We start from the raw sequence: 22,158 nt of genomic DNA, 5'->3' as shown, positions 1-22,158 counted from the left end.
GCATCGCGATTCGGCAGAACCAGGCCAATAGGTGTTCCTTGATACACGTAAAAACACGAACCGATTTATGGAGGAAAGCGGATCCGAGCGACCAAAGCATGTGCAACGTGCAAGTAAAAAAGTGCGGTAATCCGACCAAAATCCTGTTTCGGCTTTAGGCATGATAGTCGAATCACTGCGTCCCAAGGCATGATTGATAGTCACGAGCATCCGCATCAACGGCGTATCAGCAATCCGAAACTAGGGGTGCTTAAGCGAGATTAGTGAGACGGTCAGATTAAGGAGGAAGACCAAATCCTATAGGCGTGGAGCCTTAAAAAATAAACGCAGTGTTACTGCGAGGAAGTTTTGCGACGCAGCAATCCGTACATGTTATTCTAACATGTACGGATTGCTGCGTCGCAGCGCTGGGCGAAGCCCTCGCAATGACGCTGTGTTTATTGTTGTTAAACCCAAGTTGAGACCTTACTCTGCCATGGCATCCTCCGCGCCCAGCAGGCCGGCTTATTTATCGCGAGGCACATTCCGCGCCCTGTTTGTCCTTATCATTCTGGGCGGCGCGGCGCTGCGCATCGTCGATTATCCGCACATCCCGCCTGGCTTCAATCAGGATGAGGCGAGCAGCGCCTACGAAGCCTATTGCCTTGCCCTCACCGGCGCCGACCGCTGGGGCAATGTGCTGCCGCCTTACTTCCCGAGCTGGGGCAGTGGGCAGAGCGTGCTCCTCTCGTATCTCTCCGCGCCCATCGTGCGGTGGTTTGGATTGTCGGTGTTCACCGCGCGGCTTGTGCCGCTTATCCTAGGCCTCCTCACGGTGCCGCTCCTGGGTTGGGGCCTGCGACCGCTGGGGCGGCGAACGACACTCCTGGGGATGCTGCTCATAGCCATTGTGCCCTGGCACTTCATGCTTTCGCGCTGGGGGCTGGAGTGCAACCTAGTGCCCTTCTTCATGCTACTCGGCTGCGTGTTCTTATCTCGCGGGCTCATCAGCGGAAAGCGTCGATACATCCTGCCTTCGCTGCTGCCCTTTGCGCTGGCGCTATACTGCTACGGCACCACCGCCCTCGTGCTCCCGCTGATGGCGGGGATGTTGCTCGTGCTGCACTGGCAGCGGTTCCGGCAGCGCGGGCGGATGTGGCTGTTGGCCTTGTTGCCAGCAGCGCTGCTGGCGTTACCCTTTGCCATCTTCTTCCTCGAAAATCAGGTGCTGGGTCACAATCTTGCCTGGACCGACCGACTACCCTTCTCCACCCCCATGCTGCCCGCTACACGCCTGAGCCAGGTGAGCGGCGGCTGGCTAAGCACCCTGCGCCACAATCTCGCCTTCTTCGCGAACGGTTTTGATGATCATACGCCCTACAATAAGATGCAGGGTTATCCACTGCTGCTGCTGCCCACGTGGCCACTGGCGATTGTGGGTATTTGCGGGGCGGCCTATGTGCTGCTGCGGGTACGGCGGGCAAAGGGGCGGCCATCATCGGAGCAAATAGTGCTGAGCATATACCTATGCTGGGCACTTGCAGCGCTGCCTTTGCTCGCGCTCTTTGTGCAAAACGTCAATCGCTTCAATCATTTCTACCTCCCCGCCATCGTGCTTGCAGCATGGGCCGCCGAACGGCTAATCAGTATCCTAACTGCGCGCGTGCCGGGGCGATTGCTCTGGGGGTGCTTGTTGCTGTGGCTGCTGGCAGAAGGTGGACTGGCGGCAGGACATTACTTTAGACACTACAAGGAAGGGGAGATACGCGAGCACTTCAATGCAGGGCTGGAGGAAGCGTTCGGCGCGGCGAAAAGCCTGCCGGTAGCGCAGGTGCATATCTCCTCGAATATGCTGTTGCCCTATGTTTATACCCTGGTCTTCACGCAGTATCCGCCGCGCGATTTCCAGCGCGAAGCTGTCTATACCATTCACGATGGCGTATATGATGTGGCCCGCTTCGGACGATACGTCTTTCACAAGGATGCCCTGACGCCCGGTACACCATACGGCTATCTTGCCCGCAAAGGCGATATTCCTCTTGATACCCATCCGGCGCACCGCGTAGTATGGACCAATGATGGCTGGGAAGTTGGCGTGATGGAGGGAATGAGCAAGTGATCGCGCCTAAGGCTAAGCAAGCCGTTCTATTGTCAATCGTCGTTAGCCGGGCAAGACGAACCGCGACGGCTGTTTCCCATATTGCTGCATGAGCTTCTTGCAGCTTTATAACGATTTTCTAAAAAAGATTTATAATTTAATCCTAAAGATTTTGAAGAAAAATGTAATGCCTCCAATGAGGGCGCCCCAAAATAACGAAGCAGGGGCTGCCGTACCTCGATTAGGAAGCCCTAAGAGTGAAACTGGTATATCGTTTAGCTTGATCATTACATAGGTGAAGGTTGGGGCTTGTCCATCTGCAGTTACTAAGAATGCGGCACTCATGGACATAATAAAGAAGATTATCGTACAAGTTATCCCGATCGACATTCCTATCAATAACGCTTCTAAAAAATTTCGGTGGCTATTCTTCAAATTATTTCCTTAAAAAGTCCAAGCGCGATAAAAAATAATCCAAATAGGAAGACATATCACGCCACCATCCCTTTATACCTATAGAATAATCCGTTCTGAATGCTATTGTCTGATTTTGAACTTCTGCTTTCCACGCATTGGTCCGAGCGAATATGGTCCAGAGCTTTGTATTTTGATAATCAAACAATACGGTTAAATAAGTTTATTTTTGGAAATATTATACTCTCCAGATCGCGCGCGATGAACTTCTGCTTCACTTCTAATGCTTAGTTTTTAGGTTGCCCGTGTTGGGAAGGAAGGACCGCTTCGGGTCGAATTTTCCCGTTCAGCTACGGCAACAGGCGGCCAGGAGCAGACATTTTCATATGCCGCTAATCTGCTATTGATTGTGCAACACTTTGCTGGCAGTCTAGACAGATATTCCGCCTAGAAAGATAGTTATGCCTAACATTGATGCACTTGCAAACTTCTCTTTACGTGGAAAAGTAGTTGCTGTCAGCTCAAGCGAAGAACATTTATTTAGCAAGACGGAAATGCCTCAGATTTCTTTGCTAGAAGGCTACGGCGTGGAGGGAGACGCACATGCAGGAACCACTGTTCAACATCGGTCTAGAGTCGCACAAGACCCGTCGCAAGCCAACTTACGTCAAGTGCACCTAATCCATTGCGAACTGCATAATGAACTTGTTCAATCCGGTTATCCGATAAAGGCTGGTGAACTTGGAGAAAATATCACGACCGAAGGAATTGATTTGCTTGGATTGCCTGTTGATTCGCTGCTCTGTATTGGAACTTCTGCAGTGGTTCGCATTACTGGATTAAGAAATCCGTGCGCCCAAATCGATAACTACATGCCAGGGCTGCTCAAAGAAGTAGTAAGCCGGGATCGAAACGGCATCGTTATACGGAAAGCAGGAGTGATGTCTGTAGTATCGCAAAGCGGAACGGTGCGGCCAGGCGACCTGATAACAATCCAACTTCCACCCCCGCCATATCGACCGCTTGAGCGAGTCTAACTGCCGTTGACGGCCAGCAGGAGACGTTTAACTAACTTAGGATTCAGATGCGTATTGTTGGCTTCCCGGAGGAGGCAGATGCCGAGGGATGTATTTTTCCGGTCACGCTTATGGATGTGGTTTTTCGCGGAACGCCGGAGGAACTGCGTGTTGTTGGAGAGTTTTTAATAAATGCAGCAGCAGAACTTGATGTGGCTCGATCGAGTAACCCAGAATTGTACCTAAGCGTCCATCTAGGAAATTCGAATCCTCATGCTCAAGTTGGCTTGTCGGTCAATGCCGGGCTTGAGTAGCCTATCGCCGTGTGCGCTCTGGGTCGATTTTCCCCGTTCCGGCTAGTGCAACAGTCGGCCAATAGCAGACGATCATCCGGTTCAGAATTTCAGTTGAGGTTACTACTTGCTTACCATCCGCTCATCAGCGTCAGACCGCACACTTCAGATCAGCAAAGGAACACGCGGCTATCTCAAAGTCGACCTATTGGGCTTTCCGATATCAGCGACATCGTCTATTTGGATGGAATCGGAAGACCTCGCGTCATTCATCGACTTCTTCGTAGCACTTAGGGAACAGCAGCAACCTTGGCAAGGCATACGGACTTGGGTGTCCCTTGAAGGGGATTTGAAGCTCTCGGCGACATGCAGCTCCCTCGGAGGGGTAGTATTTCAAGTCGAGTTGAGAGGGCTGCAAGGCGCTCCCGAGGAGTGGCAGGTTGTGGCTGGCATTGAATCTGAGCTAGGTCAGCTTGATCGAATTGCGGAAGAAGTTGCGACACTCCAAAGGTAACTAATGAAAGCAGTTAATTGAAGCGCGCTGTGGCCGCTTTGGGTCGGAATCAGCCTTCCGTAATTGGTTGATGGCAAGGACGACCAACGGCAGTGGTCTCGCTGGACGGGGTCGGTATCAACATCACGTGCAATTGGCCGGCCTTTGCGGACTTGGTCATCGGTATTGGGAAATGCTGGATTCCGCGATCCACCCGCCACGACGTGATGGCAGAAAATTGAAAAGCATGACAGGAAAGCAACCCAGTGCTGGGAAATTGTTTTACGCAGCAGAATGGTAGATAATTCCCGCCCATGACCGACATGACACAACTTCCCCCATTTCCTGACCGTCTCGCGATCGATCCGCGCAGCCCTTACTACAATGCGCCTGTCCTCGAGCACGATGTTGGCATTAAGCTCGATGACAAGGAACGCACCAATGTCGAGGAATATTGCATCAGCGAAGGTTGGATCAAAGTCGCGGCCGGCAAGGCGCGTGACCGCAAGGGCAATCCGATGACGATCAAGCTAAAAGGCAAGGTCGAGCCTTTTTACCGATAGCGGCTTTATGCCTTGCGCGACATAATAAAGTATGAAAGATACTGCCTGCGAAATGGAAGCAGGCGGTCAATCAGGCCGCTAGCATTTTCGGCGAGCGTCTCACGAACGTGCCGCTGTTAATTTCAAATCGACCTCCGCACGCAACACACAAACGTCGCAAACCTTCGGCAAAAACGGTTCCGGACACAACTCGTTGCTCGACAACCGTTTGCGCGTGGCAGCTTAATCGTCGAAAAACCACACGGCTATGTCTGCTTTCGAGGAAGCCAACTGACTGGTTTGGGTCGATTTTGCCCGTTCCAAGCTACGGCGACTGCCGCCCATTTCGGGACAACCAATTTGGGAATAGATTTGCGTAAGACGCGCAGTTGTGACGCACGCGATCGGCGTATGCTTCCCGCCGCTGTATCGATACGGGTTCTCAATTGAAACGGCAGGTGGCAACCAAGATAAGGTAATCACCGACAGGTAGTTCACTCCGGATGTTGCATAATTTCAATAGTGTGGCCGTCAGGGCCTCGGGTGTAGACCATGATTGTTCCGCTAGGCGCGGTTTGCGGTTCGCCGGTTGCCATCCATCCATAAGGGGCCATGCGATTTAGCATTGCGTACAGATCGGTCACGGCAAACGTCAGATGAGCCGAACCGATATCGCATGGACGTTGGTTCAAAACTACGCGGTCTTCCGGTGAATCGTACTCAATCAGCTCAACTTTATATCCATCGGGACCCTCTAGGAGAGCATTTCTTAAATAAGCCCCCGACACACCGACGACTTGTTCCATCGCGTGCCCACCGCCAAGCTCTTTGCGATACACGAGTTGAAAGCCGAGAATTTCAGTCCAGAACTCAAGTACGTCATCGATCGACGCGACTGTCAGCCCAGTGTGCTCGGTGCGCAATACGGTAGAGGTTTGGTCATTCATAGATGCATCCTATGGTAAAAGTCAAGGCCGCAGATATACGCGAGAGTTAAGAATCCGGTCTGGACTTCCCCACTACCTTAGCAGATGACCGTTATGGGTCGAATTTTCCCGTTCAGCTACGGCAACAGTCGGCCCGAAGCGGACCATCATAGGAACTGCTCACTGCCCGGAGGCAAACATAAAAAGACGACTGGCTTCGGTCAATCCGGTTGTTCCGCGAACGATGCCTCTGCTTCCTCGATTAAGAACAAGCTGAGACAAGGACTGGCGCGTTTCTTCGCCTCCCGTATTCATGAGATGCCGCACGTCATAAAGGTAGATATACTATCTTTCAAAGTGGAAATTGGCGCCCTCGGTCCGTATGCCACTTGGCAATTCTGGATGCAATGGCGTACCTCACTCGCTTTAGCCCACCGCGCAGGTCAAACCTTAAGGCCCACAGGGCAGATCACTATGACTGACACCTTAGCCATTTCCCTTATCCTCGCTCCCTTTCTGGTGGCATGCAGCAGCCCTCCGAAGCAGAAATATGCCGTCGACTATACCGTCGGTTCACAAGTTCAGCTGTCCGGCGTTGCGGCTGAGGCCGCCCTAATAAACGATGGGTTGGTGAAGCCGACGCGGGTGCCAGAGAATTCCTTAGATAAGGAAATGCGCCTGCTGCGCGCTCCAATGCCAAGCATGCCCGACCAAGCTATCAGGGCAGATCTGAGTGATCATGTCATAGTTGATATTTTGTTCAATGAAGCAGGCGACGTCGAAAGCGTCGTGCCGAAAAGTTACCAATATCCAGTTCTTCTTGAGGCTGTGCTGTCGGTGGCACGTACTTGGAAGATTGATCCTCCCATTGAGGCCGGTAGACGCGTCAAGACCACGGTGCGGCAGGCATTCCGATTCGAAGTGCAGTGAAACCCAAGCCTTCCATTAGAGCGCACCCTTTGCGCCGCGCCTCATGTCCAACCTTACGAGAACGTCCGCTTCCGAGAAATCTTCTTTGGCTGCTTTGGGTCGGATGCGGTCCAAACCATGGCAGAACCTGGTCGTGACCTGACCTTGTCTCACAGGGCCATTCCAAAAATATTGACCCCGCTGTTCAAGACTTTATTGCCTTGTTCAAGACTTTATCGGCGGCAAACACTGCCCATGCCATTCACAAAGTATATGGTGGATATGCAGAATCGGAATTTACTTTCTGCCGGGAAGCTGGCTATAGTGGCGCTGTCTCCTCCACCCTCCCAAAGGATGGATTTAGCCCACCGTGCTTATTCCGGTGGGCTTTTTTTTGCCCCTTGTGCGGTATCTAAGGGAATCCGCGACCGGCATCGATGCGATGGCAGCGGAAGGTCAAGGATTTCATCCCGTGTCGATCCGCGTCGCACGAGGCTGAGCGCAAGGTCAGAGATCCACGATCATCTCGAAGCCACCATAGACCATGCGCTTGCCGTCGAAGACCATCGACTCCGGCTTCATCATGTCGGCCATGCGCGGGTCCTTCATCACCTTGTCGTTCACTTCATCGCGGTGCGCGCGCGATTCGTAGACGATCCACGAGAACACCACCGTCTCGTCGTCTTCCAGGTTCACGCTCTGCGGAAACGAGGTCAGCTTGCCAGGCTTGACGTCTTCGGCAATGCACTCGCGAAACTCCAAGGCACCGTGCTCGCGCCATATCGCGCCGCACCGGGTGGCGATCTCCTTGTAGGTCTCCCGGTTGGCTTTCGGGAGGGGAAGAATGAAACCGTCTACGTAGGGCATGATGTTCTCCTTTAAAAATTCGTTTTCATGGGCATTGCGCTGGTATCGCGCGCAGCGTCGTGCTCCACGGCGAGTTGCCGGACCGGTCGCACTTCGATGCTGCCGTAGCGTGCGGGCGGGATGCCGCTGGCGATCCTTATGGCTTCGTTGAGGTCGGCCGCATCCACCAGGTAGAAGCCCGCCAGCTGCTCCTTGGTTTCCGCGAATGGGCCGTCGTAGAGCGACGTCTGGCCGTTGCGCACACGCACGGTGGTGGCAGTGTGCACCGGGTACAGCGGTTCACCGGCAATCAGGCGCTGGCTGTCGGCAAGCTGCTGCGCGTAGGCAGCGCAGGTCGCGTCGGGACAGGCATTCCAGTGTTCCTGGTCGAGATAGACCAGACAAAGATATTTCATCAGAGATCCTTGTGGCGTCGTTTGCGCATTCGGCAGTCGGGCTGCGCGGGGGTTCAGATCGGGATGGCTTCGCCGTTGACGATCCACGAAATGCCGAACCGGTCAACCAGCATGCCCCATGCCTTTGCCCAGAATGCGGGCTGCATGTCCATCGTAATGCGGCCGCCCTCGGCCAGCGCTGTGAAGACGCGTCTGGCTTCATCGACCGTATCGTAATTCAGCGTGAGAGAAACCCCCGTCATCTTTTCAAAGGGGATGGTCGGCGGGCAGTCGCCGCCATAGAGCAAGCCGTTGTCGGGCAGTGCCAGGCGGATATGCACGAAGCGCTGCAGATGTTCCGGCGGCGTCTGTTCGGCCCACGGTGTATCGGCATTGCGAATGGCTGTTTCAATATTGCCCTTCAACGTCTGCGCATAGAAGCGCATGGCTTCTTCGCAGTTGCCGTCGAAGGAGAGATAGGCTATTGGCTGGGGCATCGTGTTTTCCTTTCCGTGAGTTGGCCTGGTGTTGCGACCGATTCCGGGGTCGCACTACCTAGTCGAATGGGCAGGACGCAAATCGACAACGCGGCAAGAATAATTTTTAGTTTGGCAGTTGGTCGAGCCGCCGCTGCAGGAAACGCCGCTCCGGCTCCTGCCTTGCGAGGGTCAGTGCGGTGGCGTAGGCTGCGCGTGCCGCCTCCGGCTCGTCGAGCCGCCGGCACAGGTCGGCCCGCGCCGCGTGGGCCAGATGGTAGCCGCGCATGGGCTCCTGCTCCAGCAGTGCATCGACCAGAACAAGGCCGGCGCGCGGCCCGTCGCGCATGGCCACCGCGACTGCGCGGTTAAGCGCGACAACCGGAGAGGGTTCAACGCGCAGCAGCACGTCATATAGCCCGACAATCTCGTTCCAGTCCGTCTCGCCGGCATCCGTTGCGCCAGCATGGACGGCCGCGATTGCCGCCTGCAAGGTGTAGGCGCCAAAGCGCCTCGACAGCAGCGACTGTCGCACCAGCGCACAGCCTTCCTCTATCAGCACGGCATCCCACGCACTGCGGTCCTGTTCCTCAAGCGGCACCAGGTCGCCGCCCGACGTCACCCGCGCGGCGCGGCGCGACTCCTGTAGCAGCATCAGCGCGAGCAATCCGGTCACCTCCGGTTCGGGAATCAGTTGCGCAAGCAGGCGGCCAAGGCGGATCGCTTCCCCGGAGAGCTGGGTGCGGAGAACCATGGCCCCCGCCGAGGCGGAATAGCCTTCATTAAAGACAAGGTAGACCACGCGCAGCACGCTTTGCAGACGCTCGCCAAGCTCGTCAGCGCCCGGCACCTGGTACGGGATGCGGGCATCGCGAATCTTGGCCTTGGCACGCACGATACGCTGCGCCAGCGTCGGCGGCGCCATCAGGAACGCCCGCGCGATTTCCTCGGTGGTGAGCCCGCAGACCTCGCGCAGCGTGAGCGCGACCCGCGCCTCTTCCGCCAGGCTGGGATGACAGCAGGTAAAGATGAGGCGCAGGCGGTCGTCCTCGGGGCCTTCCGGCACTTCAGCCTGGCTCGATTCGTCCGCAATATTTTCGACCGTGGCGTCCAGCGGTGCGAATCGGCGCTGGCGACGGAGCTGATCGATCGCCTTGTGACGACCAGCGGAGACCAGCCAGGCAACCGGATTGCCCGGTATGCCGTCGACAGGCCAGCGTTCTGCAGCCGCAATGAATGCATCATGCAGCGCCTCTTCGGCAAGGTCGAAATTGCCGAGCAGGCGGACAAGCGTCGCAAAGATACGGCGCGCGTCCTTGCGATAAAGGGCTTCCAGGGTAGTGTCGATCATGGTCGACCAATCTGAAACGGCATCCGCATAGCAATGTACGTTGGGTATGGACAGTCGAGCTTTTTCCTCAGCACCAGAAACTGGCAATTCTGAACTCGCCTCCTCTCCTAACGCAAAGATCGAGTTTCCCGCGTTTGGCACGGTGCGCTTCGTCATAACGATTCACCCAAGAAAAAACCCGCGATCGGCATCGATGCGGGTTTCCCTGTCTTCTCTCGTCCCCAGCTCTCAGATCTGGATTTTGAAGCGATGATGCATGTAAAACAACGCGGTGTCTAGATGCAGTGCACCATCCGGAGGCAAAAAGTACGGTTGGCATGGACCTGTAGAATTTAATACAGGTCGAACCGGCATGACGTCATGCGCTTGTCGCTATTGATCGGCGGCGCTCAGCTGGTTCCTTGAACACACAATTAGAAATCAGGAGGCCGTCCTGCTTGCGCGCGTCCTTCTGATCTTGCCCGCGATGATGCCGGCCGCCATTTTCAGTTGCAGCCGCATGCTTGGCTGGTGCCCCCAGTGGCTGGTGACAGAGGTGTGCAATGGCTGCCATCCGTGTGGCTCGATCTCCTTGCCGCCTGCGCCGATTTCGAAATCGAAACCGGAGGGCGTCATGCCGTAAAACGACATCGTGCCATCCGGGTCCGGGTGTTGCCCCAGATTCAGGCTGATCGGTACTTTCTCCTGCCTGGCGCGCTCGAAGGCCCTGCCGACGTCACAGATTTCCTTTGCCTGGAGCATGAAATGCTGGAGCCGTTTTTGCAAAGGCATGTCGAAAATGGCAATCGAATGATGACGTGCATTGCAGTGCAGGAACACGCCTTTCATTTCCATCGGTCCCACGCGCGTTGCCAGCCGCTCCGACACGCCGAATCCCAGTGCGCGGGTATAGAAGGCTTCCATCGCTTCGAGCTGGTGGGAGACGAGCACGGCATGTCCCATCCCAAGCCGGCCCGTGTGGAAGCCACCGGGAAAAGCTGCCGATGCGAACGGCGAAGGCGCCGTCTCCATCCCGGCAGCGAGCTCAACGACGTTGCCATCCGGATCGTGCGTCACCACCAGGCGCTGTACGCGTCTTGCGGCACGCAAGGTGTCGTGCCCGTCCTCAACCGTTATTTGCATATGCCGCAGACGCGTGACCATCGTGTCGAAAATAGCGGGGTCATCGCATGCGAAGCCCAGGGCCGCGAGGTCATCCGCTGCGCCTTCCGCCACGATGAGCCGTTGCATGGCGTCATCCATGCGGTAACCGCGGCTGTTGTCCGGGTTGGCCACGGCTTCGGGAAGACCCAGCATGTCCCGGCAGAAGCGATCCCAGCGGGACGGCCTGCGAACCGCGAAAACGAGATATCCGAGGGCGAGCCCGGCAGCTGCACCGTCAGGGACAGGATCTGGCGCCGCCATCCGCGAATCGGGGAAATCCGTGTTTACGGGAATGCTCGACATGGCTTTTCTCCTGGAGGACAAACAGAATCCACCTCTTTTAATCAAAGTCCTGCTTTTCCTCCGTGATCCCGATCAATTATTGATATGACACGGCATCGGCTTGACTGCCATTGCCGCTGAAAACGGCCAAAAAAAGGGGGCAACCTATGACATTTTCCATACAGACCTCCTGACGGCGCATGTGATAGGAAAAGTTGCGTTTAAAATCTTTGCATGAGAGAAAACCACCTTCAGACCGGCGAGATACTCGACTGCGAAAAAGAACCGATTCATATCCCTGGAGCAATCCAGTCATTTGGGCTATTGATTGCCGTCGATCAGCCCAGCCTGCGTATCCACAATGCGAGCATTAATTGTGAAGATGCCTTCGGGATTAGCCCGCAGCAGCTGATCGGCCGGTCGCTCGCGGAGTTCATCGCCGCCGACAAGCTGCCGGAGCTGCAGCATTATCTGGCGCGCGACAACCTGCGCGAGCAGGCGCCACTCGATGTGACGCTGCATCTGCCCTCCTCGCTGCGCAACCGGCACTGGGAATTGTCGGCGCACCGCCATGCGGGTTGTCTGATCCTGGAAATGGAGCCGAGTGGCACCGGGACGGTTGACCTCCTGTCACTGAACAGGAAGCTCAGTACCGCCGTGCAGCTGCTGCATGCGACGAGCAGCCTGCAGCAGCTGTGCGACACCGCGGTGAAGGAGATCCAGACGATCACGGGTTTCGATCGGGTGATGATTTATCAGTTCACGGAAGACTGGCATGGCAAGGTCATTGCCGAGCAATGCGCGCCGCACATGTACTCGTACATGCATCACCAGTTTCCCGCCTCCGACATTCCGGCGCAGGCACGGGCGGTCTTTCTCCAGAACTGGCTACGGATGATCCCCGACGTTGGTTACACGCCCGTGGCAGTTTATCCCGGCACCAATCCCCTCGATGGCATGCCGCTGGACCTGGGGCAATCGGCGCTGCGCAGCGTCTCGCCGATACACCTGGAATACCTGCGCAACATGCAGGTCAAGGCGACGTTGACCATCTCGCTGCTCGACAACGGCCGCCTCTGGGGATTGATCGCCTGTCACCATGCGTCGCCGCGCCTTCTCGATGCGAACAGCCGCGTGGCGGCGAAGCTGATTGGACAACTCGTCTCCTCGCAGGTCCAGCTCAAGCAGTCGCTGGACGACATGCATTACCGGGCGCAATTGCGCTCAGTGCACAGCCGCTTGCTGTCCCACATGGAGCAGGAAAGCGACCTGGTGCAGGGCTTGGTCAAGCACACGCCGAATATGCTGGATCTCGCTGCCGCCAGCGGCGCGGCTGCGGCGATTTACCATGACAACAAGTGGACGATTATTGGCGAGACGCCTGATGTGCGCCAGATCGAGGAATTAATCGACTGGCTCGGTCATCGCGCGCCGCGCAACGAGCTTTTTCAGACAAATTACCTGAGCAAGTACTTTCCCCCGGCGCGCGCCTACAAGGACGTTGCCAGCGGCCTGGTGGCAGTCCCGATTCCCAAGTCCGACCGCAATTACATCCTGTTTTTCCGGCCGGAAGTCGCCTCCACGGTGGTCTGGGCCGGAAAGCCGGAAAAGCTGGTGCGGCACGAGGGGGATCATGGCCGGCTGCATCCGCGCGCCTCGTTCAAATCCTGGGTGGAAACCGTCGAAGGCGTCGCCACGCCGTGGAAACGGGTCGAGATCGAGGCAATCACGGAACTCAAGAACAGCATCTTGGCCCTGGACCTGCAGCGCGAATTCCGCAAGGAACAGCAAGCCAGGGCCGAAGCCGAGCGAATCAGCATGGAAAAGGAAAACATGGTGCACATGGTGTCCCATGATCTTCGCACCCCGCTGAGCATCATCAAGATGAGCCTGGAATTAATGCAGCGCACCAGTAGCGCCGACCCTGAAGCGGTCGGCAAGCTGCTGGCGCGGGGGCTGCGGGCGACCGACGCGATCGACCGCCTGTCGCAGGGCATCCTGGACCTGGTCAAGGTGGAGAACGGCTCCGCGATGCCGGCGCCCTCCATGGTGGCCGCGTCAATGCTGATCCACGATGCAATCGAGCTGGCATTGCCGCTGGCTGAACGTAAGTCGGTTCAATTGCGGGCCGAGCCGGGAAACAGCGATGCGAAAGTTTGCTGTGAACGTAACCGCATCGAACAGGTGCTGGGCAATCTGATCAGCAATGCACTGAAGTTCACGCCGGAGGGCGGCCTCGTGAGCGTGTCGATGCGCGCCGAAGGCGACATGGTCATTTTCAGCGTCGCAGATACCGGCGTCGGCATCGCCGAGGAACACATCGGACGCGTATTCGACCGCTTCTGGCAGGAAGGACGTGCGGCCAGCCAGGGCAACGGTCTCGGCCTGGCGATTGCGAAGGGAATCGTCGAACAGCACGGCGGCGCCATCTGGGTGAAGAGCAACCTCATGCAAGGAAGCACCTTCTCGTTCAGCCTGCCGCGCAATGAAGACTGCCTGCTGGAGGAGAAGGAAGTCCATGGCGCGCCTTAGCGAAAGCAGCAATGACAGTAGCGCTGCGGGCGGGCTCGAAGGCATGCGGATACTCTACGTCGAAGATGACGAGGACGTGCGCGAGCTGACCGCCGAGATGCTGAAGATGCTGGGATGCGAAATACGCTGCTTGCCGACCGCGGATGATGCTGTCCGCGAATCGCTCGACGGGTACGACCTGCTGCTGTCGGATGTGCGCATGCCCGGGTCGATGGACGGCATCGAATTGGCGCGATGGGCCACCGTTCATTACCCTGCCCTGCCCATCCTGCTGGTCAGCGGCTACTTTTCCGCACCGGAGCGCCTGGACGATCTGCAGGTGAAAGTGCTTCGCAAGCCCTATACCCTGGATGCGCTCCACAAGACCATGCTCGCCGAGTATAGAAAGACGCTTTGATCGGTACGTTGGCGGTGCTGGTATCGGATCGGGCGGCGTACAGCCATTTCGTCAGTGCAGCGGAGGTGGCAGAAACAAGCGACGGCATTCCTGTCTTGTCGCGGTTCGCAGGAGGCGTCAGGCGCTTTCTTGCTGGCCCGCGCGCCTCCTTTTCACCAGGCCCCTGCACGAACAGCTAACGTGCCGGATGTTCCGCTTTCCTGCATGCGCTGTTGGTGATGACGCCATAGGCCAATTCGTACCGTTGCTGTTGCATCTGCAGCCCCATGTCGTCATCGCTGTTGTAAGGGGAATCCGCCCAGGTGGGGCTTTGCATGATCGCCTCCTCAAAAGCGGCATGGGCGTCTTTCAGTACGGTCCAGTGAGCGGCGCACCAGCCGCCGCGCGCCGAAAGGCTTGCATCGATCCGCTCGAGCTTCTTGTCCCACTCCACGCTCACGCTGCTGTAGCAGGACTTCAGCCCGCCGTTAGTCGCGCACGGCTTGGTATCGCACTGCAGGGTCTTGATGCATTTGTTGAGATGGTTGTCGATCTGTCGCGCAATGACGCCTGGCGGCTGCTGCGCCATCGCGCAGGCCGACGCCATCCCGAAAACGATCGCAGCGACGGGCCGGCGTGCAAGGCCTTTACACATTGGAATGAGCATTCAAGCTTCCTCGTAGACTCGGACGCATCGGGTGATGGCGGCGCTATCCGCGCCAGCGTCGACCTGGCGCCGAGCGGGATATCTCCCGGCGCATGTACTGCACCCGACAGGATCGGGACTTTCCGCCGGCGCCTGCGGCGTAGCGACAGGACTCGCGCCCTGTCAACCGGGCATCGTCTCGACTAGAAGCCCGCTGCCAGGCCGTCGCGTCGCGGATCGCTGGCGACCTGGTAGCCCTCGACGGAGGGATCGCCCATGCGCCAGATGAACTGGCCGGCGCCGAAGTCCTGGTAGGGATCGTCGATGACTTCGATCTCGTGTCCCAGCGCCTGCAGGCCGGCCACCGTGGCAGGGTCCATCCGCGACTCGACGTTGATCCCGAGGCCCTGGTTGAAACGCCAGCGCGGCGCATCGCAGGCGGTCTGCGGCGACTGCTTGTAGTCGATCATGCGGACCAGCGTCTGCATGTGCCCCTGCGGCTGCATGTTGCCGCCCATGACGCCAAAGCTCATTACCGGCTGTCCCTCCTGCGTCAGGAACGCGGGAATGATGGTGTGGAACGGGCGCTTGCCCGGCCCCACCAGGTTGGCGCGGTTGGGCGCGTCCGGGTCGGTGCTGAAGCCGAAGCCGCGGTTCTGCAGGCTGATGCCGAAGGTCGGCTCCACCACGCCCGAGCCGAAGCCGGCGAAATTGCTCTGGATGAAACTGACCATCATGCCGCTCTCATCCGCGGCGGTCAGGTAGATGGTGCCGCCCTGGACCGGGTTGCCCGCCTTGAAGTCCTGGGCACGGCGTGGATCGATCAGCTTCGCGCGGGATGCCAGGTAGGCGTTGTCCAGCATCTGCTCGGCGGTCACTTCCATGCCGGCGTCGGCAACGTAGCGGTAGACGTCGGCGAAGGCGAGCTTCATCGCTTCAATCTGCAGGTGCTGGGACGCGACCGAATCCACGCCGAGGCCAGCCAGGTCGAAGTTCGACAGGATGCCCAGCGCGATCTGCGCGGCGATGCCCTGGCCGCCCGGCGGAATCTCGTGCAGCGTGTAGCCGCGGTAGTCCTTGGCAAGCGGCTGGACCCATTCGGCCCGGTTCGCCGCCATGTCCGCCATGCTCAGGCAACCGCCATGCTGCTGGACGAAGGACGTCACGGCCGCGGCAATCTCGCCTTCGTAAAACGCCTTGCCATAGCTTGCCCCAATCGCGCGCAGCGCACGTGCCGCTGCCGGAAAACGGAACAGTTCGCCGACCGCGGGCGGGCGTCCCCAGGGCAGGAAGCTTTCCCGGAAGCCGGGCTGCCCTTCCAGCTCCGGCGCGCCGTTTGCCCATTTCTGCTGCACCACCGGCGGCACCAGGTAGCCGCGCTCGGCAATCTCGGCGGCCGGCTCCATCAGCTCCGCGAACGGCAGCGAGCCGAAGCGCTCATGCAGCGCGACCCAGGCGCTGACGGCGCCGGGAACGGTGATGGAGTCCACGCCCCGGCGCGGAGGATTGGCCTGGCGTCCATAGCGCTCCGCGAAGTACTCCGGCGTCCAGCCCTGCGGCGCGCGGCCCGAGGCATTCAGGCCATGCAGTTCCTTGCCATCCCACAGGATGCAGAAGGCGTCCGAGCCGAGACCGTTGCTGACCGGCTCGACGATTGCCATCGCCGCCGCTGCCGCAATGGCGGCGTCGACCGCATTGCCGCCGCGCCAGAGCATGCGCAAGCCGGCCTGCGCCCCCAGCGGATGGGAGGTGGACACGGCATTGCGTGCAAACACGGGGATGCGCGTGGAGGAATACGGATTACCGGCGTTGAATGGCGAAGTGGGCATGGATCGGTCTCGGTTGTTTCGATTGTCTCGGCTGTTTCAGTTCAGTCCAATGTTCATGGTCTTGATGTCGCGAGTCCAACGATTGAGCTCGCGGTCGATCTGGACCTTGAAGCTTTCGGGATCATTCGTGACGGGCTCCAGTCCCTGCGCGGCAAGCTGCGCCTGCACTTCGGGCTTCGCAATGGCCTTGCGCACTTCCTGCGACAGCCTCGCGACGATGGCCGGGTCCGTGCCGCCGGTGGTGAACAGGCCATACCAGGAGGTAAACGCATAGCCCGGCACGCCCGCTTCCGCCACGGTCGGCACGTCCGGCAGCGACTTGAGCCGGCGCGGCGTGGTCACTGCGAGGATGCGGGTCTGGCCTGTCTTGGCCGACGTGATGGCCGGCGGGATGCCCGAGAAGATCACCTGCACCTGGCCGGCCGACACGTCCTGGATGGCCTGGCTGTTGCCCTTGTACGGGATGTGAACGATGTTGACGCCGGCCTGCTTGGCAAACAGCTCGCCCGCCAGGTGCAGCGTGGAGCCATTGCCGGACGACGCGTAGTTGATGGTCCCCGGCGCCTTGCGTGCGGCCTCGACCAGTTCCTTGACGGTGCTGTAAGGCTGCTTGGCATTGACCAGCAGCGCATTGCCCGACTCCGCCACCAGCGAGATCGGCTCGATGTCCTTGCGCGGGTCGAAGGAGAGCTTGGTCGCCAGCACCGGTGCGATGGTGTTGTTGCCGATGGATCCCAGCAGCAGCGTATAGCCATTCTTCGGCGCCTTGGCCAGCAGTTCGCTGGCGATCAGGCCGCCGGCGCCGGCGCGGTTGTCCACGACGACGGGCTGACCCAGGCTCTGCTGCATTTCCTTGGCAATGATGCGCGCGACGATGTCGTTGGCGCCGCCGGGGGCGAATCCGACCAGCATTCTCAACGGCTGGGAAGGCCAGGCGTCGGCAGCGGCGGCAGGCGCCGCCAGGCCCGCGGACCCGAGGGCCAGCAGGGTCGCGCAGAAGACGAAGCGTCGACGGGAAAGCGGTGCGGGCATAAACAATCTCCGTAGGTGAAGCCGGTCAGCACAGGGGCTAGGCTAAACAGATTATGATGATGGCGAACCTTTTGCGAAAGCGAATATTTCTTCTACACGTTGAAAGAAATTCTTTACCACCATGTCCAGCCTGCGCGTGCTCCGCACCTTCCTTGCCGTCGCCGCCGAGGGCTCGTTCACCGCGGCTGCCCAGCAGGTCGCGCTGACCCAGGCGGCCGTGGGGCTGCAGATGCGGTCCCTGGAAGCAGACCTCCAGCGCACGCTCTTCATCCGTCGCGGGAAACTGGTCACCCTGAGCGAGCAGGGCCGTGCGCTGGTGCCGATGGCCACGCAGATACTGGCGATGTATGAGCAGGCGAGGCACGGCGCGCCCGGAGACATGCCGCTGGCGGGGACGGTGCAGTTCGGCTCGGTCGTGTCGGCGTTGAGCCAGCTGGTGCGCGCGACGCTGGCGCTCAAGCAGCGCCATCCGGCGGTCGACCTGCACATCGTTTCAGGCAAGTCCAACCAGCTCATCGCGCAGGTGGAAAACCGCGAACTCGATGCCGCCGTGGTCGTGCATAATCCGGCGGTCAATCGTCCCTCTCTGGTCTGGACGCCGCTGTATGCGGAGCCCATGGTGCTGCTGGCGCCCGCAAGCGCGGCGGTGGCGACGCCGCGCTTGATGATCGAGCGCCATCCCTTCATCCGGTTTGACCGGACCGAGCATACCGGGGAACTGGTCGAGCGCACGCTGCGCCGTCTGCGCGCCAAGCCTGCGCCCTTCCTGGAGCTAAACTCGATCGAAGCGATCGTCGAACTGGTGCGGGAGGGATTCGGCGTGGCCCTGCTGCCCAATCTCGCCCAGCGCAGCTGGGAGGCCGAACCGCTGCTGCGCGCGCTGCCCGTTCCGGCCGCAACGGAGACGCGGGCGATTGCGCTGGTACAGCTGCGCACGGCGGCACGCGCCGAAATCATCGGCGCTGTCGGGCAGCAGTTCCTGGCAGCGCTCGACTTTGGCGGCAAGCCGTCCTGAGGCGCGGGGCGCCCGGGCTACCACATCAGGTCGTCGGGAATCTTGAAGGCGGCATACGGATCGTCCGCGTCGACCTCGCTGCTGGGTTTGGCGACCCGCACGACAAGGGAAGCATCGCGCTCGGCGATCTTGTCGGCGATCGTTTTGGGCACCAGGTCGGTGCTGCCGCCGTGGCAGACGATGACCAGGCGTCCGGCCACCAGGTGCCCCTGGACCGCTGCCGAGACATGAATACGCTCGACCTTCCCGTCATGCGTGAAGTGATAGGCGATGTCGCCGGCGCCCTTGCTCTGCCGGTTCTTCTGCACCATCTCGGTAATCTGCGCCGTAATCGCCTTCTGGGTGGCCGCCGCGTCGCGCTGGGCATTGTGCTCGCGTGCCCGCTCGGCGTTCTTGCGTTGCGTTTCCAGTGCGGCGAGCCGCGCTTCGTCGACACTGGCCGTGCCGGTGCGCCGTTCGATTTTCTGCTGCCGGCTCTTTTCCTGCTTGGCCTGCTTGACCTTGTTCTTGTCGACCAGCCCGGCCTTCAGGAACTGCTCTTGTAATGAAACCATCTGTATAACTCCATGAACTTTGTGCGCCGGGTCCGTCGCCGCCGGCCAGCGGTAAGCAGCCAGCATAGCAAACATGGCGGGCCGGGCGGTCCGCAGCCGCGAACCGGACCGGCCTTTCCATTCGATGAACCCGCCTGGATGCCAACGCCGGTCGCCACCGGCGGCGGCAAGGAGCGCAATGCTGCCGTCCCTGCGTCCCGCGGTCAGCTAATGGAAAGGACTGGACATTCCAGGCGAACCCGCTTGCCGGACGCCGTCACTCGTTCGTGATCTTGCGGTCGGCGATGATTTTTTTCCACTTGGCCCGGTCTGCCGCGACCATGGTCTTGAACTGCTCGGGCGTGCCCCCTGCCGCTTCGATGCCGAGGCGCGCAAATGCGGCCATGACTTCCTTGTCCTGCAGTACCTGGTTGACCGCGGTGTTGATGCGGCTGACGACCGGGCCGGGCAGGTTTTTCGGTCCATACAGCCCGAACCATGTGATGGCTTCGTAGCCCGGGATCGTGTCGGCGACCGGCGGCAGGTCCGGAACCAGCGGCGAACGTTTGAGGGACGTGATCGCCAGTCCGCGCAGACGGCCGCTGCTGACATGCGGCAGCCCGCTCGGAAGCGAATCGATCAGGATATCCAGCTTGCCGCTGACCAGGTCCGGGATCGACAGGCCCGTGCCGCGGTAGGGAATATGCACCAGGTTCAGGCCCGCCATCGACAGCAGGTACTCGGTGCTGATATGCACGATGGTGCCGTTGCCGCTGCTGCCATAGTTCAGCTTGCCGGGATTCTTGCGCGCGTACTCCACCCATTCCTGCATGGACTTGACCGGCGAACTGGTTGGCACCAGCACGATGTTGGGTGCATCCCCCAGGTGGGAAATCGCGGTGAAATCGTTCGCTGCATCGTAGGGAAGCTTGATGGCGTTCGGGAAGTTCGGGGCGATCGAATGCGTGCTCGATGTGGCCAGCAGCAGCGTATCGCCATCCGGTGCGGCCTTCGCCACCATGTCCGAGCCGATCGAGCCGCCTGCACCGGGCCGGTTGTCGACGATGACTGCCGCACCCAGCCGTTCGCTGAGCTTCTGCGATATCGCGCGGGCAAAGGCGTCGGTCGCGCCGCCCGCCGGGAACGGCACGATCAGGCGTATCGGTTTGCCTGAATGGACCGGCTGGGCCCAGGCGGTCGTTGCACACGCCGCGGAAGCCGCTGCCAGAAATTGTCGCCGGGTGATCATGTATTGCCTCCATAACTGATGCGTGGATTGCCGTCGGGCGCCGCCCTTGGCCATTTTTCTCTAAGGCATCCTATCGAGACCGTGAAAGATAAGCAACTTGAAATCGCTCATGGCAGTCCGTGTTAATGAAGGCTGGGCCTTGGAGCACGCATGCAAGGCTGGGCAAATCCGGCCTCGCGATTTGGCACGCGCCCCGGACGCCCTGGCACACGCCGGCAAGGCACAGACCGCATACCCTGCGCCGCCCTGCCGTAACCGGCCAGGTGCGACGATGAAGCCTGCAGGCCGGCATGCCTGGTCCACCGTCGATGTCTGCGTCAAAGCGACGGTGCGTGCGTGCACAGGCTGAGAGGAATCGGTCAGGCGCCGAACGCGCCGTCGATCGTGTGCATCGCCCCGGTCACAAAACCCGCCTCCGGCCCGGCCAGCCAGGCCACCATCCCGGCGACCTCTTCAGGGCGACCATGGCGCTTGATGGCCATAAAGCTGTGCATCAGGTCCTTCATCGGGCCATCCGCCGGGTTGGCGTCGGTGTCGATCGGCCCGGGCTGCACGATATTGATCGTGATGCCGCGCGGACCGAAATCGCGCGCCAGTCCGCGTGCCAGGCCTTGCAGCGCGGATTTGCTCAGCGCATAGGACGCCATGCCGGGCAAGGGCATGCGGTCGCCGTTCACCGATCCGATCACGATGATCCGCCCGCCCGCCGGCATTTGCCGCGCGGCTTCGACCGACGCGTGGTACGGCGCATGGACGTTGATACGGAACAGCCGATCAATTGCATCCGGGTCCTGCTCCAGCGCATCGCCGAAAAGAGCGATGCCGGAATTAACGACCAGCACGTCCAACGGACCGCTGTCACGGACCCGGGCGATGACCGCATCCCGGTCCGCGCTGTCCGTCGAGAATGCGGTGCTCCCCGTCTCCGTGGCGAGTTGCCGGGCCGCTTCCGGCGAGCCTGAATAAGTGAAGGCGACGTTCGCGCCGTCCGCAACAAAGCGCCGTACGATCGCCGCGCCTATGCCCCGGCTGCCGCCAAGCACCAGGACCGACTTGTTCGTGAAATCCGTCATGACCGCTCCTTTTTGATTAATGTAGCGCATGATACAATAACCCCTGTTCCCGTTGTCAAGGATTTTTGTAATCATGGCTACAAATATAAATGCCGCGCGTGGCCGCCCGCGCCAGTTCAACCTGGACGAGGCAATCGCGACTGCCCAGCGTCTGTTTCACGAGAACGGCTACGATGCGGTAAGTGTTGCGGACCTGACGAAGGCGCTGGGCATCAACCCGCCCAGCTTCTACGCGGCTTTCGGCAGCAAGGCCGGGCTGTACGCGCGGATACTCGATCGCTACGCGGCGACCGCTGCGATTCCCCTGGCGCAGATCCTGGGGGCGGACAGGCCGCTGGCTGAATCCCTTGCAGAGGTGCTGATGACGGCGGCGCGCTTCTATGCCGCCGATGCGACCGCCACCGGGTGCATGGTGCTGGAGGGGACGCGCTGCAACGACCTGGAGGCGCGCGGCGCCGCCCTCGGCTTCCATACCGCTGCGCAGGACGTCATTCGCAACGCGATTGCCGAACGCTATCCGCAGGAGGCGGATCGGGTCGCCGATTTCGTGTGCACCACGATGGCCGGGCTCTCGGCCAGCGCCCGCCATGGACAAGGCCTGGACCGCCTGCTGGCGACGGCGCAGCTAGCCGGCAAGGCGCTTGCCGGCGTTCTTCCCGCCTGAGCCGCTCCCCGGGACAGGCCATGCGAAACGGTCGGTCATGGGGGCA

The 22,158-nt window shown here is 59.8% G+C and carries 22 protein-coding genes; 10 read left to right on the top strand and 12 right to left on the bottom strand.

Annotation, left to right across the window (positions count from 1 at the left end; all coding sequences use genetic code 11):
* Window positions 1-475 precede the first annotated feature (475 nt).
* The 5 genes from QOL82_RS15920 to QOL82_RS15905 all read left to right on the top strand — a co-directional run bounded on the left by QOL82_RS15920 (window position 476) and on the right by QOL82_RS15905 (window position 4,856).
* Window positions 476-2,098, top strand: coding sequence for a glycosyltransferase family 39 protein (locus tag QOL82_RS15920; RefSeq protein ID WP_283443278.1), 1,623 nt, complete (start codon window positions 476-478; stop codon window positions 2,096-2,098).
* An 854-nt stretch (window positions 2,099-2,952) separates the two neighbouring features.
* Window positions 2,953-3,528 (top strand): MOSC domain-containing protein, encoded by a 576-nt coding sequence (locus QOL82_RS15915; RefSeq protein WP_283443277.1) that lies wholly within the window; start codon window positions 2,953-2,955, stop codon window positions 3,526-3,528.
* Window positions 3,529-3,575: 47 nt separating this feature from the next.
* Window positions 3,576-3,821: a hypothetical protein gene (locus tag QOL82_RS15910; protein ID WP_283443276.1), complete on the top strand. Its 246-nt coding sequence runs from the start codon at window positions 3,576-3,578 to the stop codon at window positions 3,819-3,821.
* Between the two features lie 223 nt (window positions 3,822-4,044).
* Window positions 4,045-4,314, top strand: coding sequence for a DUF6228 family protein (locus tag QOL82_RS29265; RefSeq protein ID WP_430438497.1), 270 nt, complete (start codon window positions 4,045-4,047; stop codon window positions 4,312-4,314).
* 293 nt (window positions 4,315-4,607) lie between these two features.
* Window positions 4,608-4,856 carry a DUF3297 family protein gene (locus QOL82_RS15905; protein WP_283443275.1) on the top strand — a complete coding sequence of 83 codons (249 nt, stop codon included), beginning with the start codon at window positions 4,608-4,610 and terminating at the stop codon, window positions 4,854-4,856.
* Between the two features lie 473 nt (window positions 4,857-5,329).
* On the opposite strand, the gene QOL82_RS15900 is transcribed toward QOL82_RS15905, so the two are convergent.
* The gene (locus QOL82_RS15900; protein ID WP_283443274.1) at window positions 5,330-5,782 is read right to left on the bottom strand and encodes a VOC family protein; all 453 of its coding nucleotides are present in this window, start codon (window positions 5,780-5,782) and stop codon (window positions 5,330-5,332) included.
* A gap of 93 nt (window positions 5,783-5,875) precedes the next feature.
* Between QOL82_RS15900 and QOL82_RS15895 the strand changes: the two genes are divergently transcribed.
* On the top strand, window positions 5,876-6,691 hold the full coding sequence (locus QOL82_RS15895; RefSeq protein WP_283443273.1) for an energy transducer TonB: 816 nt from the start codon (window positions 5,876-5,878) through the stop codon (window positions 6,689-6,691).
* A 486-nt stretch (window positions 6,692-7,177) separates the two neighbouring features.
* On the opposite strand, the gene QOL82_RS15890 is transcribed toward QOL82_RS15895, so the two are convergent.
* The 5 genes from QOL82_RS15890 to QOL82_RS15870 form a co-directional block, all read right to left on the bottom strand.
* Window positions 7,178-7,537, bottom strand: a complete 360-nt coding sequence (locus QOL82_RS15890) for a DUF1428 domain-containing protein (protein WP_283443272.1) — start codon at window positions 7,535-7,537, stop codon at window positions 7,178-7,180.
* An 11-nt stretch (window positions 7,538-7,548) separates the two neighbouring features.
* Complete coding sequence (locus tag QOL82_RS15885; RefSeq protein ID WP_283443271.1) at window positions 7,549-7,932, bottom strand: YciI family protein; 384 nt, start codon at window positions 7,930-7,932, stop codon at window positions 7,549-7,551.
* Between the two features lie 53 nt (window positions 7,933-7,985).
* Window positions 7,986-8,408, bottom strand: a complete 423-nt coding sequence (locus QOL82_RS15880; RefSeq protein ID WP_283443270.1) for a VOC family protein — start codon at window positions 8,406-8,408, stop codon at window positions 7,986-7,988.
* A 106-nt stretch (window positions 8,409-8,514) separates the two neighbouring features.
* On the bottom strand, window positions 8,515-9,894 hold the full coding sequence (locus QOL82_RS15875) for an RNA polymerase sigma factor (RefSeq protein ID WP_283443269.1): 1,380 nt from the start codon (window positions 9,892-9,894) through the stop codon (window positions 8,515-8,517).
* Window positions 9,895-10,158: 264 nt separating this feature from the next.
* Entirely contained in the window at window positions 10,159-11,184 is a 1,026-nt protein-coding gene (locus tag QOL82_RS15870) for a VOC family protein (protein WP_283443268.1), read from the bottom strand.
* Between the two features lie 213 nt (window positions 11,185-11,397).
* On the opposite strand from QOL82_RS15870, the gene QOL82_RS15865 reads away from it, so the two are divergent.
* Entirely contained in the window at window positions 11,398-13,695 is a 2,298-nt protein-coding gene (locus QOL82_RS15865) for an ATP-binding protein (RefSeq protein WP_283443267.1), read from the top strand.
* A complete protein-coding gene (locus QOL82_RS15860; RefSeq protein WP_283443266.1) occupies window positions 13,682-14,092 on the top strand; it encodes a response regulator in 411 nt (136 codons plus the stop codon). Before QOL82_RS15865 ends, QOL82_RS15860 begins: the two co-directional genes overlap by 14 nt.
* A gap of 175 nt (window positions 14,093-14,267) precedes the next feature.
* On the opposite strand, the gene QOL82_RS15855 is transcribed toward QOL82_RS15860, so the two are convergent.
* From QOL82_RS15855 to QOL82_RS15845, 3 genes are all read right to left on the bottom strand, one after another.
* Complete coding sequence (locus QOL82_RS15855) at window positions 14,268-14,738, bottom strand: hypothetical protein (protein ID WP_283443265.1); 471 nt, start codon at window positions 14,736-14,738, stop codon at window positions 14,268-14,270.
* 182 nt (window positions 14,739-14,920) lie between these two features.
* A complete protein-coding gene (locus QOL82_RS15850; protein ID WP_283443264.1) occupies window positions 14,921-16,546 on the bottom strand; it encodes a gamma-glutamyltransferase family protein in 1,626 nt (541 codons plus the stop codon).
* 36 nt (window positions 16,547-16,582) lie between these two features.
* Complete coding sequence (locus tag QOL82_RS15845) at window positions 16,583-17,578, bottom strand: Bug family tripartite tricarboxylate transporter substrate binding protein (RefSeq protein WP_283443263.1); 996 nt, start codon at window positions 17,576-17,578, stop codon at window positions 16,583-16,585.
* Window positions 17,579-17,714: 136 nt separating this feature from the next.
* Between QOL82_RS15845 and QOL82_RS15840 the strand changes: the two genes are divergently transcribed.
* On the top strand, window positions 17,715-18,593 hold the full coding sequence (locus QOL82_RS15840) for a LysR family transcriptional regulator (RefSeq protein ID WP_283443262.1): 879 nt from the start codon (window positions 17,715-17,717) through the stop codon (window positions 18,591-18,593).
* A 17-nt stretch (window positions 18,594-18,610) separates the two neighbouring features.
* On the opposite strand, the gene QOL82_RS15835 is transcribed toward QOL82_RS15840, so the two are convergent.
* The 3 genes from QOL82_RS15835 to bdcA all read right to left on the bottom strand — a co-directional run bounded on the left by QOL82_RS15835 (window position 18,611) and on the right by bdcA (window position 21,523).
* Complete coding sequence (locus QOL82_RS15835) at window positions 18,611-19,147, bottom strand: DUF2058 domain-containing protein (RefSeq protein WP_283443261.1); 537 nt, start codon at window positions 19,145-19,147, stop codon at window positions 18,611-18,613.
* A gap of 256 nt (window positions 19,148-19,403) precedes the next feature.
* A complete protein-coding gene (locus QOL82_RS15830) occupies window positions 19,404-20,375 on the bottom strand; it encodes a tripartite tricarboxylate transporter substrate binding protein (protein ID WP_283443260.1) in 972 nt (323 codons plus the stop codon).
* A 359-nt stretch (window positions 20,376-20,734) separates the two neighbouring features.
* On the bottom strand, window positions 20,735-21,523 hold the full coding sequence (bdcA, locus tag QOL82_RS15825; protein ID WP_346772299.1) for an SDR family oxidoreductase: 789 nt from the start codon (window positions 21,521-21,523) through the stop codon (window positions 20,735-20,737).
* On the opposite strand from bdcA, the gene QOL82_RS15820 reads away from it, so the two are divergent.
* Window positions 21,522-22,112 (top strand): TetR/AcrR family transcriptional regulator, encoded by a 591-nt coding sequence (locus QOL82_RS15820; RefSeq protein ID WP_283443259.1) that lies wholly within the window; start codon window positions 21,522-21,524, stop codon window positions 22,110-22,112. The two genes, bdcA and QOL82_RS15820, sit on opposite strands and share 2 nt — an antisense overlap.
* Window positions 22,113-22,158: the final 46 nt, after the last annotated feature.

This window comes from Noviherbaspirillum suwonense, from assembly GCF_900182955.1.
GTDB lineage: Bacteria > Pseudomonadota > Gammaproteobacteria > Burkholderiales > Burkholderiaceae_D > Noviherbaspirillum_A > Noviherbaspirillum_A suwonense.
The sequence above is the reverse complement of the archived record's forward strand: the minus strand, read 5'-3'. Positions and strand labels throughout refer to the sequence as shown.